The organism is Polyangiaceae bacterium, assembly GCA_020633235.1.
Taxonomy (GTDB): Bacteria; Myxococcota_A; Polyangia; order Polyangiales; family Polyangiaceae; genus JACKEA01.
Window position 1 is genome coordinate 2,248,271 of sequence record JACKEA010000001.1, and the last position, 14,910, is coordinate 2,263,180.

General features: G+C 69.5%; 13 protein-coding genes. 8 read left to right on the forward strand and 5 right to left on the reverse strand.

The window, feature by feature from the left end:
• The first annotated feature begins 4 nt into the window (after positions 1-4).
• Positions 5-787 carry an Fpg/Nei family DNA glycosylase gene (locus H6717_09955; GenBank protein ID MCB9577335.1) on the forward strand — a complete coding sequence of 261 codons (783 nt, stop codon included), beginning with the start codon at positions 5-7 and terminating at the stop codon, positions 785-787.
• A 66-nt stretch (positions 788-853) separates the two neighbouring features.
• On the opposite strand, the gene H6717_09960 is transcribed toward H6717_09955, so the two are convergent.
• Positions 854-1,540 (reverse strand): hypothetical protein, encoded by a 687-nt coding sequence (locus H6717_09960; protein MCB9577336.1) that lies wholly within the window; start codon positions 1,538-1,540, stop codon positions 854-856.
• Between the two features lie 67 nt (positions 1,541-1,607).
• Here H6717_09960 and H6717_09965 point away from each other — a divergent pair, with 67 nt between their 5' ends.
• Entirely contained in the window at positions 1,608-1,991 is a 384-nt protein-coding gene (locus H6717_09965; protein MCB9577337.1) for a hypothetical protein, read from the forward strand.
• A 51-nt stretch (positions 1,992-2,042) separates the two neighbouring features.
• Here the strand turns inward: H6717_09965 and H6717_09970 are convergent, their stop codons facing one another.
• Entirely contained in the window at positions 2,043-4,007 is a 1,965-nt protein-coding gene (locus tag H6717_09970; GenBank protein MCB9577338.1) for a hypothetical protein, read from the reverse strand.
• A gap of 108 nt (positions 4,008-4,115) precedes the next feature.
• A complete protein-coding gene (locus tag H6717_09975) occupies positions 4,116-5,165 on the reverse strand; it encodes a hypothetical protein (GenBank protein MCB9577339.1) in 1,050 nt (349 codons plus the stop codon).
• Between the two features lie 187 nt (positions 5,166-5,352).
• Between H6717_09975 and H6717_09980 the strand changes: the two genes are divergently transcribed.
• Complete coding sequence (locus tag H6717_09980) at positions 5,353-6,285, forward strand: sigma-70 family RNA polymerase sigma factor (protein MCB9577340.1); 933 nt, start codon at positions 5,353-5,355, stop codon at positions 6,283-6,285.
• On the opposite strand, the gene H6717_09985 is transcribed toward H6717_09980, so the two are convergent.
• The gene (locus H6717_09985; protein ID MCB9577341.1) at positions 6,286-7,386 is read right to left on the reverse strand and encodes a hypothetical protein; all 1,101 of its coding nucleotides are present in this window, start codon (positions 7,384-7,386) and stop codon (positions 6,286-6,288) included.
• A 172-nt stretch (positions 7,387-7,558) separates the two neighbouring features.
• Between H6717_09985 and H6717_09990 the strand changes: the two genes are divergently transcribed.
• The 5 genes from H6717_09990 (at position 7,559) to H6717_10010 (ending at position 12,921) form a co-directional block, all read left to right on the forward strand.
• Positions 7,559-8,857, forward strand: a complete 1,299-nt coding sequence (locus H6717_09990) for a CBS domain-containing protein (protein MCB9577342.1) — start codon at positions 7,559-7,561, stop codon at positions 8,855-8,857.
• A gap of 223 nt (positions 8,858-9,080) precedes the next feature.
• Positions 9,081-9,953: a hypothetical protein gene (locus H6717_09995; GenBank protein ID MCB9577343.1), complete on the forward strand. Its 873-nt coding sequence runs from the start codon at positions 9,081-9,083 to the stop codon at positions 9,951-9,953.
• Positions 9,950-10,441 carry a hypothetical protein gene (locus tag H6717_10000; protein ID MCB9577344.1) on the forward strand — a complete coding sequence of 164 codons (492 nt, stop codon included), beginning with the start codon at positions 9,950-9,952 and terminating at the stop codon, positions 10,439-10,441. The genes H6717_09995 and H6717_10000 overlap by 4 nt, the downstream gene beginning before the upstream one ends.
• Before the next feature lie 12 nt (positions 10,442-10,453).
• Complete coding sequence (locus H6717_10005; GenBank protein MCB9577345.1) at positions 10,454-12,268, forward strand: OPT/YSL family transporter; 1,815 nt, start codon at positions 10,454-10,456, stop codon at positions 12,266-12,268.
• Positions 12,265-12,921, forward strand: coding sequence for a hypothetical protein (locus H6717_10010; protein ID MCB9577346.1), 657 nt, complete (start codon positions 12,265-12,267; stop codon positions 12,919-12,921). Before H6717_10005 ends, H6717_10010 begins: the two co-directional genes overlap by 4 nt.
• A 32-nt stretch (positions 12,922-12,953) precedes the next feature.
• Here the strand turns inward: H6717_10010 and H6717_10015 are convergent, their stop codons facing one another.
• On the reverse strand, positions 12,954-14,843 hold the full coding sequence (locus tag H6717_10015) for a PE-PGRS family protein (GenBank protein ID MCB9577347.1): 1,890 nt from the start codon (positions 14,841-14,843) through the stop codon (positions 12,954-12,956).
• Between the last annotated feature and the right edge of the window lie 67 nt (positions 14,844-14,910).

A 14,910-nucleotide genomic window follows, 5' to 3' on the forward strand; every position in this document is an offset into this window, starting at 1 on the left:
CTGCGTGCCCGAGGGTGACACGCTTCGTCGCCTCGCCGAGCGCCTGGACGGCGTGCTCCGCGGGCAGCGCATCACGGCGTTCGAGAGCAACCTTCCGCGTCTCGCGGGCGTGGAGCTCGCGGGCTGCACCGTGACCGGCGTGGACGCTCGCGGCAAGCACTTGCTCATTTCCTTCGACGACGGGCGCACCCTGCACAGCCACCTCGGGATGCGCGGCAAGTGGATGGTGCTGCGCGCCGGCACCGGTCGCCCCGCCGCGCCCTCGCACCGCGTGCGCGTGGTGCTCACCGCGGGCGCCACGCGCGTGCTGTGTCGCGACGCACCCACGGTGGAGCTGCTTCGCGATCGCGAGCTTTCGCACCATCGCGTGCTCTCGGCGCTCGGTCCCGATCTGTCCCGCGCCGACGTGGACGTTGCCGAAGCCGTGGCCCGGCTTCGCGCTCTGGGCAGCGTCACCATCGCCGAAGCGCTGCTCGAGCAGCGCGCCCTGGCCGGCATCGGCAACGTGTACAAATCCGAGGTGCTGTTCCTGTGCGGTGCGCGGCCCACGGCGCCGGTGTCCACGTTCGGCGACGCCGAGCTCTCCCGCATGGTCACCGTCGCCTCCAAGCTGCTGCGGAAGAACCGCCGCGGCCGGCGCACCACGCGCTTTTCCAGCGATGGCCCCCGCGTCTGGGTCTACGACCGCACCGGCGAGCGGTGCCTTCGCTGCGGCGACCGCATCGCGTCCCTCGGTCAGGGCGAGCTCGCGCGCAGGACGTACTTTTGCCCGACCTGCCAGGCCTGATCCCTCGCTTCAGTTTTGTTGGTGCGGCGCGAGCCCCGTCGCGGACGCCACGCGAGCCGCGGCGCTTCAGCACTCCGGGCAGATGCAGTTGACCGCCTGCGCGTTCGCCGAGGCGCAGCTGCCATAGGTGCACAGCGAACCCGCGCAGCCACAGCTCACCGGTTCGGGGCCGCAGGGATTCGGCGCGCAGTACGGCGTGTCGCCGAGGCCTCCGGGCGTGACGCACAGCATTTCGTCCGGACACGACGGATTACCGGCGTCGCATGGGATCTTGCTGGGGCAAGGGGTCACGGTGACGCTCCACGTCTTGCCGTTGCAGGTCGCGGAAACGCAGCCGTTGGCGTAGGCGCAGGGGCTCGGGAGCAGCGCCTCGCAGGGGTCGCAGGCATCGCCCTGCGCCGGCGCCGTCGGCGGACACTGCGGCGCCTCGCACGCCGGGCACGCGCTCGTGTGCCAGGTTCCGTCCTGGCACAGGTAGCTGCACGGGCAGCACTCGTCCGTGGGCGTGCAGGTCGCGCCCGCCGGAGCGCACGCGCCGCCCGGGACACAAGCGGGCGCTCCGCCAGCGCCGGACACGTTTCCACTGCCGCCGCTGGAAGCGTTGCCCGCGCCGCCACTGCCGCCGCTGGAGGCGTTGCCGCTGCCGCCGCTCGCGTTTCCGGCGTCCCCCTTTGCGTCCGATTCGGAGCGGCCGCCGCACGCCGCCGCAAGACCCGCGAGAAGCACCACCACCGGCCACGACCTTGCGTTCATGGCCCGAGTGTAGCGCGGGCTGTCCCAAAGGGCGGGCGGGTACCGACTCCCGATGTACACTTCGCTCATGAAACGCTGGGGTGCCGTTGCGTTACTCGTTTGCGTCGCCTGCGGAAGTGGGGAGGACGCGAGCGCGCCCGACGACGCGTCGACCGGTGGCACGCTGCCGGCGTGCACTTGGCCGTCATCCCTGAGCCCAGATGCGTCGCCCGGGCAGACGTGCACCGCGGACCGAACGATGCTCGAGTGCAAGGAGCCGAACGGATCCGGTGCCGGCTGCTTGAGTGACGGCGTCACCCCGTGCCCGCTCACGAGCGCCGAAGCCAGCTGCGAGCGTCTGTGCAACGACGACGAGTACGGTGTCTTCTGCAGCGCGACGCCGCCGGGGAACTGCCGCGCCTTGCCGCCGCCTCCCGGCGGCGACCTGCCGTATTGCTGTGCCTGCGAGTGACGTGGCGACGCGACGGGAATCGCGCCGCACCAACATCCAAATGTAGAGGGACTACTCCAAGCCGGAGCCAAAGCGCTGACGGTAGACTCCGTGCACCAGCTTTTCGTCGCGGCACTCGCTGGCGGGAGCGAGGCGATCTCCGGTGCGGCAGCGGAGCGCGGCGGCGGGGAGCGGCGCGACGGTGGGGGCGGCGCTTTCGGGAGCCGCGGAGAGCGGATCGCCGAGCACTTCCAGCGTGCCGTCTTCGTAGAAGACGAGCAGCTGACGCGGCGTGATGGGCTCGAAGGTGACGGTCTGCTTGCGGGAGTTTCTGAGGGTAAGCGGCGGAGCGGAGGCTTCGCCGGGATGGGCTGGCATCGGCTCGGAGGGCAGGGCGCGGCCGCTCGGAAGGTCCCAGAGCATGTGATCCGCGTCCGCTTGCAGGGCGAAGCGATCTTTCGTGCCGGCGCCGAGCCAGTGCACCGTGCGGCTCGGGTCGAGGGCGAAGCGACCGTCCGCTTGGAGGCTGACGAGCGGCCCGAGATCTCCGGCGCCGGTGAAGGTGGTGGCGCCGATCCAGTCGGCACCGAAGCTCCGCAGTAGCTCCACGCGGGGGCTGACGGCGACGGCGTCGGCGGCGCGGAAGATCTGCGCGTGGTGATCGAAGATCACCGTGAGGTAGCGCGCGTCGGGGGAGTAGAGGAGATCGATCACCGGGTACATCGCCTCGGTGCTACCGGCGATGGGTGCCTCGTGGCGTTTTCCGCCCTGCGTGCCGCGCAGGACGAGCATTGCATCGGTGAAGGGCTCCTCGACGGTGCGGGGTTTGACCTCGAGGAACGCGGCGGAGCTGGCGTCCGGCGCGAGCCGCTCGCCGCAGACGGAATAGAACACCGTATGGTCTCCGCTCGAGACGCGCTGGCGTCCGGGCGGCGAGGGCAGGGTGCTGGTCCACACCCGGGCTCCGGAGCTCAGGCACACGCGATCGGCATCCTTGTGGCGGTGCTTGCCGCTGAGATCGGCGATGGGTGTGAGCGCGCAGGATCCGTAGCGGCCCATCACCACGCTTCCGGCGCACACCAGGCCGTCGTCCGAGATCGCAAGCGTCTCGATCTGACCTGGCAGCGGCGTGGAGCTCACTCTGCGCGACGTCCCGCGGCCGAGGCTCGCCACGCGCAGCTCTCCGCCCGCCCCGATCACCACCAGGCCGAAGCGCGAGGAGAGCGTCGCTTTCGGTGTCACCTCTGCGTCGGCGGGAAGGGTGACGCGGGCCAAACGCTTGCCGGACTCGAGCCCGAGCGCCTGGATCTCCCACTCGAAACCGAGGGGCGCCTTGGGGCTTGGCCGACTGAAGCGCGCAACGAGCACGCCGCCCGCGAAGAGCTCCGTGTCGGCGGCGCCTTCTGCGGGGTGGGGAAGGGGCACGACGTGTGGACGCCCGCTGACGTCGAAGATGGTCGTGCCCACCACGAGGTACTTCCCGACGCGACGGAGGTCCGGGTTCGCGTCGCCAGAGAGAGGCGCTGCAAAGGTGTCGCTGGGTTGCTCCAGGTCGAGAAAGTGGAACGCACCGTCAGAGCCTGCCCAGCCCAGCCAGGATCCGAAGACGTGCACGCTGCGGGCACAGGTGGCGTCGGAAGCCGGCAGTGGGATGCGTTCCTTGGCGTAGAGCCTGAGCGGCGCGCCGCTGCGCTCCACCAACAACGCGCCGTTGCCCACTGCCACCACGTCGTCGGCGATGCCTTCGAAGGACGGCAGGCGCCAGAGGAGATCAGCACTGCCCGCGAGGCGCCAGATCCGATGCGGCGGCAAGGGCTCGCTGCCGCTGCCGCGCGCGCAGATTTTGTCGCGGCTCTGCACCCAGGCGTCCGTCACCGGAAGCAGAGCCGTGAGCCGAGCCGAGCTGGTGCTCTCTGGCTGCTTCGGCTTGGGCGCCGGTGGCTTCTCGACGCCGGGCTCTGCGGGCGGCGCCGCGGTGGGTCTCGCCCCTGCGCAGGCTCCGCACAAAACACACAACAAGAGGCAAGGCCGCGTCATCTCCAAGCTGTAGCGGAGATTGCATCTCGCCGCGACAGGGTCGCATGCCGTGCCCCAAGTGAATCAAGCTGGCGGCGCACGCCCTCTTGGGAACGCGCGCCGTCCGTGTCACCAGTCGCCATCGCGCACGCCGAAGGCTCCGAGGGCCTTGTACCAGAGCTTCTTCACCGTCGCGGGCTCCACGCTGCCGTCGTCCTGCAGCGGCACGTTGCTCTTGTCGGCGTCGATGTCCTTGATGGACTTCACGCCCTTCAACGTCTCCGTGCCGGCAAGGGTGCCCGCCGTCTCGTCGTACAGATCGAACCACGGGTAGCCGTGCTTCTCGTACTCGCGAGCGGTGACGGGGGTGTTCGGCGGCTGCTCGCCGGTGATCTCGCGCCACAGCTCGCTGTTGACGATGTGCACGTAGACGCGGCTGCGATCCTCCGTGTCCCAGCTGTCGATGCCATGCGGATCCGGGTAGATCTTCTGCTTCATGCGCCCACCGGCGCCGAGGCCCATGGCGCCCGACTTTCGCTTCCGTTCCTGGGCCGGCATCGGGGCACAAGCAGCCGGCATCGGGGCACAGGCAGGAGGAGGCGGTGCTCCCATCGCCATGCCGGCCGGGGCGCCCTGCTCCATGCAGCGCTTGGTGGTATCCACCGGCGGAAAGCGTCCCGCCTTGGGAGCGATGGCTTCCAGCTGGATGCCGCCGAAGCGCTCCTCGCCGGTGACCTGACCTTCCACGGTGTAGCCCATGCCCAGTGGCATCGCGACGAACTGACGGATGCGACCACCGCCCACGGAGATGCCGTCGAGCCAAGGTTGCGTGGGTACCACCAGGTAGTTCTGCGGCTTCTTCACCAGAGCGCGCGTCCAACGCTCGCCGGTCAGCGCGCAGACCTTGCCCACGCCGACCTTCAGGGCGTGCGGCACGCTGCACGAGAACGCGAGCCACATGGCCTCGCGCTGGTACATCGGAAGGAACACGCCGCCGTGCTCTTGCCAATCTTCCGGCACCTGGTCGAGGTAGTCGTCCACCCGCCGCACCGGAAACGTGCCGAGTCCGGGAGGCAGCGGATAGGTGCGGCCGTCGTCCGGAATGCGCAGCGTGCGCATGAAACGCACGGCCACGTCGCCCAGCATCAGGGTGTCGTTTCGAACTTGGATACGGCTCATGTCGGTCTCCTCAGGGGTTGGGCGCGAGCCTTTCGTCGCGCTTCGTGGAGACCGACGCGCCGGCGCGCCGGGGTGTCACCGCGGCGCAGCGACAGGAATCGTAAGCATTCGATAATATTGTGCTAATAAGAAAAGATCATAGGGGCGTGTGACAAAAACCGAGGTCGCGCGTCAGATCCCCGTTGGCATGACCGAGCCCCAGGATGTTGGTGCGGCGCGAGACCCGGAGCTGTCCGGCCTCTTGGCGCGGGGTGACCTTCGCAGCGCCGGGCAGTGGCTCGTGGAGCGTTACGCGCGGGACGTCGTGGGGCTGTGTCGCGCCATGGTGCGCGAGCGACACCTGGCGGAAGATCTCGCGCAGGACACCTTCAGCAACGCGTTCGTGGAGCTCGGCGGGTTTCGTCAGGACGCTTCGGCGCGGACGTGGCTCCTGACCATCGCGCGCAATCAGTGCATCGATCACATCCGGCGCACCAAGCGCGCGCCCTTGCAGGAGTGGGGCGACGACGGCTTCGAACCGGACGAGCACGCGGATCCGGCACCGCTCGCCGTCGAGCGGTTCCTCGATCAACGCGAGATCCAGCTTGCCCTCGACACGCTGGCCGAGAGCGAGCGCGCCCTCGTCGTGCTGCGCTTTCGTCACGGTCTCGACTATCCGGAGCTGGCGAACGTGTTCGGCGTGAAGCAGGGCACGGTGCGCATGCGGCTGAGTCGCGCTCTCGGTCGCATGCGCAACCAGCTGGAGGCGCTCCAAGCCCCGGAGGAAGCCGCGTTCGGCGCGCCGCCACCGCGGCAAGCGGAGGAAGCGCTCGCCGAGCGCGGTCGAGCGACCACCGGAGCGCGACCTCGGACCGCCGCGTTGCCGCCGGCTGCCGCAGCGCCGCCCCCCGCGCCTGGCGCAGCGCCTCCGCCGCCTCCACCGGCGGCGCCTGCCATGGCTGGCGCTCCGCTTCCGCGCGTGAGCGCACCGAAGCGCAAGAGCCGCTCCCTGTGGCAGTCGCTTTCGGATTGGCTGCGTGGACGGCGCGACGAGCCGGTCGAGGCGGCTCTTGACGAGGATGTGCCCAGCCTTGCGCTCCGCCAGCGCCTCGACGCGCTGGTCGCGAAGCTGCCGCGGTGATCAGCCGCTCTTCGACGAGCTCCAGCGCTGCTCGAGAGCACGCAGCACTTCGGGGTAGAGGTTCAATTGGGCGCAGTGGTCGACCTTGCCGCCACCGGAGTAGCCGCGCTCGTGGAGCTCGCCTTCACCGAAGGCCTCGATGAGATCCAGCGTGCCGGGCCCGCTCCCGGACACGCGAAGGGGCCGGCGATGCAGCATGTGCAGCAAGCGGTGGATCGCTTCCGTGGTCGAGGCGTACGAGGGAGGCACGATGGACGAGTGGGACAGGAACATGAAGCGATCCCCCGCCAAGGCCTTCTTGGCGAACTCCGCGTAGGGTTCGAGCTGTCTCCGGGCGGTCTTCGGCGTGCGCGCCGTGTGCGGGCCGTCGAACAAGGCGATGGCGTCCACGCGGTCTGGGGCATCGTCGCTCTGCTCCAAGATCACGGATAGAGCTTCGTAGCCGCCACTCCAGCTGGTGAGAGCGAGGTGGTCGATGCGTGGTTCGTTGCCGAGCTTCTGCTCCAAAGCGACCTTTGCTGCGGCGAGCAAGTGGTCGAGTGCGTGAGGGCCGCCCAGCTCCTTGCGGTAGACGGCGCCGTTATCGCGGGTGATGCCCAGGAGCACCACGGGCACGTGGGTGCGAACCAAGGCATCTCGGGCCAGCTCGTGGCCGTGGAAGTGGATGACGACGTTCACCGAGTCGCCCTGCAAGTGCTTGGGCATCAGGATGACGCCGACGGGCGGCGCGGGGCGCCAGTCGGTGAAGATGCCGTCTCCCGGGTCTTCGGGCTCGCAGGGATTGCGGCCGGGCACGTCGACGGCATGGGTGGGCTTGCGCTGCTCGGTCGTGGGTCGCGCGGTCACCCAACTGTCGTCGTTCGTCATGGGCGCTTCGAGGCCTTTGCTCGCGCGCTTGCCGAGAAGCTTCAGAGTGCGACTTGGCGCCAAGGGGTCGCGGATGGACTCTCGAGTCGGCGTGCAATCCCCGCAGGACAAGCCCGTCTTCAGCCGCTGCGGCGGGACGTCGGCGTGGGTGAACACCGCGCCGGCGAGCACCAGCGCGCCGGCGGCAACGGCGCCCAAACCCCAACGCCCGTAGTATCCGTGGCGACGATCCATGGCAGGAGGGATCGCAAGTGACGGGCCAAGTCACAACGAGGTGATTCGCGTCAACCTGGCGGGCCCAGGTGGGACAACCTGCCGCGTCGAGGCGAGGGGCCCCACGCGCGATCCCTCGCGTATCCAATACGCTCCGGGCGCTCGAGACCCGCTCCAAGGGTAGGATGGACGGGTGGAGTTGATCGTCACCCACGACATGGCGGACTTCGACGCACTGGCGTCCGCGGTGCTGGCGCAGAAGCTCCACCCCGACGCGCGCATCGTGCTGGGGCACACCGTGGGGCCGGAGGTGCGGCGCTACCTTGCGCTGCACAAGGATCGCTTTCGCACCGTTCGAGTCGGGGACGTGGACCTCGACGCTGGCGTGCGGCACGTGGTGCTGGTCGACGTGCGGCGTCGCAGCCGCTTGGGCGAGTACGCAGCGCTGCTCGATCACGCCGGCGTGAGGATCACGGTCTACGATCACCATCCGGCGGCGAGCGACGACGTCGACGCGGACGAAGAAGTGGTGGAGCGAGTGGGCTCGGCGAGCACGCTCTTGGTGGAGGAGCTCCGCCGCCGGGGCCTCGGCCTCGACCCCCTCGAGGCCACGCTGGCCTCTTTGGGAATTCATGCGGACACGGGCTCGCTCACCTACGCCGAGACCACGGCGCGGGATGCGCGCGCGCTCGCGCATCTGCTCGACCGCGGGGCGAGCTCGCGCATGATCGCACGCTACTTGCGCCCCGCCTTCAGCCTGGAGCAGAGACAGCTCCTGGGGCGCGTGCTCGCCGAGATCCGCGTGGAGAGCATCGGACACCTCGACGTGGGCTTCGTAGCGCTGGAGCTGCCTCGGGCCGTTGACGGCTTCGCGGAGGTGGTGAGCGAGGCCACCGCGCTCACCAGCCATGCGGCGGTGTTCGCAGCATTCGGGCTCGACGGACGCCGTACGCAGCTCGTGGCGCGCGCGCGAATCACGGCAGTAGACGTCGGCAAGGTGTTGGGCGAGCTTGGCGGCGGCGGCCACGCGAGCGCGGCGAGCGCCGTCGTGCACCGCGGCGAAGCGGCGCGGGTGCTCGCCGACGTCGAAGGTATCTTGCGTCGCGCCCCCCCGCGGCCCACGCGCGTCGCGGAGCTGATGTCGAGCCCCGTGCACACCGTAGTGGCCGATGCGCCGCTCTCCGAAGTCGCCGAGTCTCTCGAGAGCTGGCGGCACACCGGCGTCCCGGTCAAGAAGGACGGCAAGCTGGTCGGCATCATCTCGCGACGCGACGTGGAGAAGGCCGAACGGGGCGGGCGTCTCGCGCTGCCCGTGTCGAGCTGCATGTCGCAGCACGTGAAGACGGCCGACGTAGAGGAAAGCCTGAGCGAGGCGCTCGCGCGCATGCAGCAGCACGACGTGGGCCGGCTACCGGTGCTCCGTGGCGGCCGTCTGGTGGGCATTCTGACGCGCACCGACGTGCTGGAGGCCCTGTACGGCGGGCAGGACTGAGCGTCGCGCCGCTTCGGACACCAAAACCGCGCAGAGCTCTTCGACCTGGCCGTCGCCGCGCACGCCTTGGTGCTCGCCGCCGTCCTCGTCAGCGGGAACCCGAAGCACCTGGCGCGGATTGTGCGCCTGAAGGTGGAGCCGCGGGGGTTGACCGCGACGGGGATCGCGCCGCACCAACAAAAACCTGTATCCTCCGAAAGTGGACACCGGATCACCTCGTCGCTTGCCTCCGTCCCTTGCCAGCATGCAGGTGGACGTCACGACTCGACTGGGCGCCCCCACGCCGAAGACGCCGACGGGCCTGGCGATCCTGGACCGCATGCTCGGCGGAGGCATCAAGACGGGAACGCTGGTGGGCATCACGGGCGGAGCGGGGCTCGGTAAGACGGCACTGTCGCTCTTGCTCGCGTACATGGCGGCGCGCTCTCGTGCGGCGGTGATTTTCACCAGCGTGACGTTGGACGAGACCGAGATCATGGCGCGCCTCGCGGCGCGGGCGCTGCACCGGGAGTACGCCCAGACGGTGGTGACCTACGGCGACATCTGGTCCGGCGACGCTTGGCAGGAGCCGGTGACGCGGGGCCCGGTGAGCGAGTCGGTGGAGATCGTGAGCAAGAAGGTGGGCAGCATGCTTCACCTGCACAAGCTCGCGCCGCTGGAGAGCACCCGCTCGCTGCACAAGCTGGCATCGGAGCTGTGGTCACGGCACGAGCGCATGGTGCTGGTGGTCGATGGCGTGGAAGCCCTGAGCGCCAGTTGCGATGGTGACCCCGAGGCGGCACGGGCGGCGAACTCGAGCCTGGATGGGCGCATCGCGCAGGTGAGCTACGAGCTTCGGCGCATCGCCGAGGAAGGCTGCGCGGTGGTGGCGTCGTCGCAGCTCCGCAATGCGGACCTCCTGTTTCCCGCGGCCACCTTCGGGGCGGAGCTCCGGGCGGTGGAGAGCGCTTTGCCGGTGCCGATGACCGAGCAGGCGCTGGCCCTCGGGGCGCGGCCGCTGGATCTCGTGGTGCGCAAGAACACGCTGGGGCCCACGGGCATCGTGCCGCTTCGGTTCGTGGCCGGCGCGGCCACCTTCGAAGAGCGGGCGCCGTGAGAGTGCTCTACGTCCATGGCCTGGAAGGGAGCCCGCAGGGCCACAAGGCCATGGCGCTCCGCAAGAGCTTCGACGTGGTGGCACCGGCGATGGACACCTCCGACTTCGAAGGCTGCGTGAAGCAGATTGCCGGCGTGCTCCGGACGGAGCGCGTGGACGCCGTCGTCGGATCTTCGTTCGGCGGCGCCGTGGCCGTACGCTTGCTGGAGCGCGGCGCCTGGCGCGGCCCCACGCTCCTCTTGGCGCCCGCGGTGGAGCACTTCGCCGAGGGCGCCTCGCTTCCAGAGGGCGTGCAGGTGGTGATCGTGCACGGCCTGCATGACGCAATAGTGAGCATCGAGAGCAGTCGGCACCTGGCCAGCACCGGAAGCCCGAAGCGGGTGCGGCTGGTGGAAGTGGACGACGAGCACCGCCTTTCGCGGCTGCTCGAGGGCGATCTTCTCGCTTCTCTGGTGCGCGAGGTTGCCTCGGATATCGACTCCAAGTAACGCTCGCTGCCCATGAGCGAAGGGACCGTGGCCTATCGCGAGATCACCGTCGGGGCGGTGGTGCTCGGAGTGGTGCAAGGCATGCTGATGACGGCGGCCTTCGTGTACATCGGGCTGAAGCTGGGCTTCGGGCTGGCGGGGTCGAGCGTGGCGGCGATTTTGGGCTTCGCCCTGCTGCGCGGTGTCGGCCGCAACGTATTCAAGGTGCAGGGCTGCGGCTCCATCGTCGAGAACAACATCAATCAGACCATCGCCTCCGGCGTGAACACCGCCAGCGCCGGCATCGTGTTCACGTTTCCGGCGCTCTTGTTGCTCGGGCTCGACTACAGTTTCGTCACGGTATTGTTCGCGGCGATCGCCGGTTCCTTCATGGGTATCGTGGTGATCATCCCGCTCCGGAAGCAGCTGATCGAGATCGAGCGGCTCAAGTTCCCAAGCGGCGTGGCCGTGGCCACCATCCTGAAGACGCCTGGCGCGGGCATCCAGAAGGCGAAGTATCTGGGCATCGGTTTCGCCATCAGCGCGCTGCTCACGCTGGCGACGAACCATCGCTTTCATTTGATCCCGGAAGCCATTCCCGTGGGTCCGTGGCTGGCGAAGAGCTTCGGCGTGGGGGACGCCGGCCCCTTGGGCCTGGCGCTGATCGGCACCACCATCGCCATCAGCATGGCGAACATCGGCGCCGGCATGCTCGCCGGTCGCGGCGGGCTCGCCTTTGCCGTGGGCGGCATGATGGCGTGGTGGATCGTCGGGCCCTTCGTGGTGAGCCAGGGCTGGGCGCCGCCCAAGGCGGTGGGAGAAGATCTGGTCGGCGCGGTGTACGGCACCATGCTGCGGCCGACGGGCATCGGCATCTTGATCGGCGGCGCTCTGGCGGGCGTGGTGGCGGCGTTTCCGGCCATCAAGGGCGCCGTCGCCAGCCTCTCCGCTGCCGCCAAGCTGGCGCGCGAGGGCGGACAACAGGCGGAGGAGCTTTCGCCCAAGGTGCTGGTCGGCGGGCTCATCGCGTCCGTCCTGGCGCTGATGGCGGTGACCATCGTGGCGAGCATCGATGCCCACGGCGGCTTTCACATCGGTACGGCCGTCACCGCCGCGGTGGCGGGGGCGATCTGGATTGCGCTGGCGGGCCTCATCGTGGCTCAGGCTACGGGCGCCACGGACATCTCGCCGTTGTCGGGGCTCGCGCTCATCGCCGTCACGCTGATGCTCGCGATCACCGGCGGCAACGTGGTGGTGGCGGTCACCATCGGCATCGCCGTGTGCATCGCCACCAACCAGTGCGCCGACATGATGACGGACTTGAAGACTGGGCATCTCATCGGCGGTGTTCCGCGGCGCCAGCAGCTGGCGCAGTTCGCCGTTGCCTGGGTCGGCCCCGCGATCGCCATCGGCACCACCATCCTGCTCTGGAAGAGCGGCGCCGGCGGCACCAATGGTTTCGGTCCCGAGAGCACGGCCTGCGTGCAGAAGCTCCCGGGCTGCTTGCCCGCGCCACAGGCGAGCGTGCTGCAGGGCATGATTCAGGGCGTGCTGTCCGGCCAGGCACCGGTCGACAAGTACGTGGCCGGAGCCGTCATTGGCGCGGGCCTCTCGCTGTTCCCCATCGGTGGGCTGGGCGTGCTCATCGGCCTCGCCATGTATCTGCCCTTCGACATCACACTCGGTTACGGCATCGGCTGCTTGATCTCGATGGGGCTCGAGCGCTGGAAAGGCCATCGTTTCGTTTCCGACGCGGTGGTGCCCATCGCTGCCGGGTTCATCGTGGGTGAAGCGCTCACGGCGCTCGGGATGACCCTCATCGAGCTCATGAGCGGAGGTGGCGCATGATGAAGCTTCTCGGATTCCCGCTGTTCGCCCTCGGGGTGATCGTGAGCGCGTGCTTTGCCGCGCGGGCGGTGAGCCCTGCCGGCAGCGGTCCGGATGGCAAGGTCACGGGCCGCGATCGGGTCGTGGCCTGGGGCTCCGTGGCCGGGGCGCCCTTCGCCCTCGGGGTGGTGATGATGGTCGCCGGCGGTCTCATCGCGCGTCGCCAGCGTCGCTACGTGGGAGGGCAGGGCACCGAGCACGAGGGCGGCGCTCCCGCCGGCGCCGCAGATCTGGCGCTGGAAGGCGAGAGTGGGGGCATGGATCGCAACGTGGGGGCCGCGCGCCCTCGCACTCCCCGAGCCATCGCGGAGATCGTCGCCAACAAGCTCGAGGCGCTCTCCGTGGAGGAGATCTCCGGCGACACCAAGCCCCTTCGAGACGTGCTCGACGAAATTCTCGAGAGCGACGTCGCCGACTTCCTCACTCAGCGCGACGCCCTGGTGGCGGAGCTGGGGCTCAGCAAGTTCGCCGAGATGATCGGTCACTTCGCCGCGATGGAGCGCAACGTGGCGCGCGCCTGGAGCGCGCTCACCGACGGCGCCAACGCCGAGGTGCCGCCCTGCATCGAACGCGCCCGGACCGGCGTGCGCCTGGCCCGAGAGATACTGGGCTAGTCGATCCCTTTGTTGGTCCGCCGCGGAACCACTCAGTTCACCTGGATCTTCGGGCCTGCGACGCCAGTGCTGCCGGCATTGCCGTTGGTGCCACCGTTGCCACCGAAGCCGGGCGTTCCCGTGGTGCAGGAGTTCGCGGTGAAGGTCGTCTGCGTCGCCGCGCTGTGAGCGAGGCACGCGCTCGGACCGCCGCCACCACCGCCTCCGGGGCCGCCCGCGCCACCGTTGCCGCCGGGACCTCCACCACCGCCGGGACCGCTGTCGTCACTGTGGGGGCCGCCAGAGCCACCCGAGCCGCCGGATTGTCCAGCGCCGCCATTGCCGCCCTTGCCGCCCTTGCCACCGGACTTGGTGGTGATGGTGTTGTTGGTGACGATCACGGTGCCACCGACCGCAAAGACGCCAAAGCTGCCGCCGCCGCCGCCGCCGGACTGTCCAGCGCCACCGCCAATGCCGCCGCAGCCGCCGCTACCGCCTCCGCCGCCACTGTCCCACGCCTGAATGCACAGGCCGCTACCGCTGCCGCCACCGCCGCCGCCGCCACCACCGCCGCCTTTGCCGCCGGTCCCGGTGCTGCCCGCGCCGCCGCTCGCCGGCACGTACCCCGACGCGCTGGAGCTGCCAACGGAACCGCCACCCGCGCCCGATCCGCCTTGCGAGCCGTTCGAGCCACCACCACCCGGCGTACCGGGCGTACCCGGATCCGAAAGAAACGGCGTGCAGCCATTCGGTGGTCCGCCTGGGCCGCCGTTGCCGCCGCCGTTAGCGCCGGGCGAGCCTTGGAATCCGGACTGACCTTCGTTGCCACCGTTACCGCCCTTGCCGCCGGGGTTCGGGCAGTTCGGGGCAGCTCCGCCGTTGGCGCAACTCGGAACGCCGCTCTTCTCGCACCCCGTCTGGCCGTTGTTTCCGTTCGGCGCGAAGGCGCTCGACGGCGGCGGAGCATTGGAGCCGTCCGTGCCCGCGACGCCAGGCCCGACGTCGAGCTCGTTGTAACGCACGTAGAGCTTGCCTGCGCCGCCGCCGTGCAGCACGCCGTAGGTGCTGGACCCCGGCGTGGACGTGTCCGCGAGGGCGTTGATGGTGAGCCCCTCGATGTGCGTGTCGACGGCGATGGTCGGCACGTGGAATACGGTGCCCTGTGCCTGGACGATGGTGGTGGCGCTCGCCGACCGGCGGAACTTGAAGTTGGCATCGTTCTGGTCGAAGCCGCCGTAAACGCTGATCCCGCTCTCTACCGTGACGTTCTCGTTGTACTGCTCACCAGAGAGACACACGGCAGGGACGCCGAAGGACTTGGCGTGGGCGATGGCCGCGGCAATCGTGGCGAGCGGCTTGTTGCGAGTGCCATCGCCCGTCGCGTCGCTGCCCTGACTGGTGGAGACGTACACGCACTGCTCGACGAGGCCGTCGCCACCGTCGCAGTTGTCGTCCTCGTAGTTGGGATCGATGGGATCGGCGTTGCCCTTCTTCACGCAGGAGTACTCGCAGCCGCAGGTGCCGGTGAGGGGGTTGTTGTCGATGTCCCACATGTTCGCGGGGCAACCGGTGGAGCAAGCCCCGCCGTCCGTTCCGCCCGCGCCGGCCATTCCTGCTGCGCCGCCCACTCCCGCCATGCCAGCCATGCCGGCTCCGCCCGCCATTCCCGCTGCGCCGCCAAGGCTCGCGTCGCCCGCGCCGCCGTCCATGCCCGCGCCACCGCCCGTGCCGCCCGTGGCCCCGGTGCCACCCGAGCCGCCGGTGCCACTCGTGTTTCCACTGCCGCCGGTTCCGGAACCACCGTCGGTGCCGCCGGTGCCACTCGTGTTTCCACTGCCGCCGGTGCCCGTGGTGCTGGCGTCACCACCACCCGCGCAACCAACGAAGCTCACCGCGGCGAGCGAGACCGAGAATAGACAAGCAAGAACGACCCGTGCCCTCATGGCGTTGATTCTGCCTGCACAAAGACCTTCCCTCAAGCTCGGCTCACGCTCACGAGATGAAAGCAGC